This is a genomic window from Candidatus Magnetobacterium casense (assembly GCF_019173545.1).
Classification (GTDB): Bacteria; Nitrospirota; Thermodesulfovibrionia; order Thermodesulfovibrionales; family Magnetobacteriaceae; genus Magnetobacterium; species Magnetobacterium cryptolimnobacter.
Genome location: NZ_JABXWD010000625.1, coordinates 1 through 1,540, shown reverse-complemented (window position 1 = coordinate 1,540; position 1,540 = coordinate 1). Strand labels below are relative to the sequence as shown.

General features: G+C 53.2%; 1 protein-coding gene. It reads right to left on the bottom strand.

Annotated elements, in window-relative coordinates:
- The coding region (locus HWQ67_RS18210) for an AfsR/SARP family transcriptional regulator (RefSeq protein ID WP_218254115.1) at positions 1-1,540 on the bottom strand (1,540 nt) is incomplete at both ends.

Below are 1,540 nucleotides of genomic sequence, written 5' to 3'. Positions count from 1 at the left end.
CGCATCAGGTTCCTGTAAAACCCTTCATGCCTGTTATCGATGGCAATCGCGTTGCGATAACACTCCACTGCCTCGATCCACTGCCCTGACCTCTCGTAATGCTCGGCGACCTTGGCACAGGCGTTTACGAACTTCATCCGCAGCATCTCCCGCGTGGCAACGGCACAGTTTTCGTATTGCTCCTCCCCGAGGAAATCACCGCGGTAGAGCTTGGACAGACCCTCAACCAGGTGTCGGCTCAGACTGCCCTTTCGCAGCTCATCGCCCAGGCGTTCAATCGTGTCCTGGAGCGCCCACGTATCGCACCAGACGTACCGGTTGTTTAGCGTCAGGAACTTCGCCGAGGACTCTATGGCGTCGTCAACCCCCAACAGCTTGCGCAGACGATGCAACGTGGTGCGCAGGGAACCGGCGGCCAGGTCTCCGTCGGCATCAGGCCAGAGGCAGTCGCAGAGGCGTTGTTCGCTTACCTCCCTGCCGCCAAACAGCACCAACGCCTTTAACATCTCAAGGGGCTTCTGCTGCACCTTGCCGGAGAAGACGACCGGATTGTCATCCGTCAGCAGCCTGAATCCGCTAAACGTGTATATCTTGAACCGGTACGGCCAGCCCTCTATGTGGATGCAGGAGTCATCGGGCAGGACGCCGCCAGTTCGGATGATGTCCCTGACGTAGTCCGGTTCGATCCCAAGCTCAAGCGCCCTGGCCAACAGCCTGAGATTTGAACGCCTTAAAGGGGTCAGATAGAGTAGCCCACTGTCTTTGGATATCCTCATCGCCTCCCTGAACTTTTCGGCAAAGAGTGTGTCGTCCTGCTTGTATACCCCGATCAGTGCCTCAAACACCGTTGCAAGGTACTCAGAGAGGACGTTGTTGAGGGCTTTTCCCTCAGCCCTGCACTCCGCTATAAGCGTCTTGGCCTCTTCTGTACGCCCTCCCTCTATCAGGACGTAAGCAAGATAATACTTAGGTATTAAGCCATGAAGAGGTATACCTGCCTCTTTTAAAAGTTTAACGACAATTCTGCCATGTTCAACGGCAGAGGCATATTCGGCCTTATCAGCGGCAATCAGTAACATTGCATTGTTATAAAGTGTCTGATCAAGGCTCTGAACCGTATTCATGCAGCAGATGAGTTTATCAAAACACTTCTCCACCCCTTCTCTGTCACCCAGCCCCAAATAGCCTTGGATAGCTAATCCATACGACTGTATGTCCATCAGATGAACACCGGTTTTCTCTGCTATCCCGATGTTTTTGTGCATGGCGCTGATCATCTTTTGGTATCCCTGGACATATTGATAGTACATTGCCTCAGCCACCAAATACGTTACCTTGATCAGCGGGTTCTCTTCTACGACATCAACGATGTGCTCCAGCATCCTGACTATTGACCCCGCCTTGTTGATCCTCCCCATCCATTGATTGTACAAGAGGAGGATAGAGCCTATCGTAAACTTTTGAACGTTGTCCCTGGTGGTTCGCAGGATATCTTCCAGGCGGCCTTCCCAACGGGAGATGTCAGGGTGATGGGGCTGAC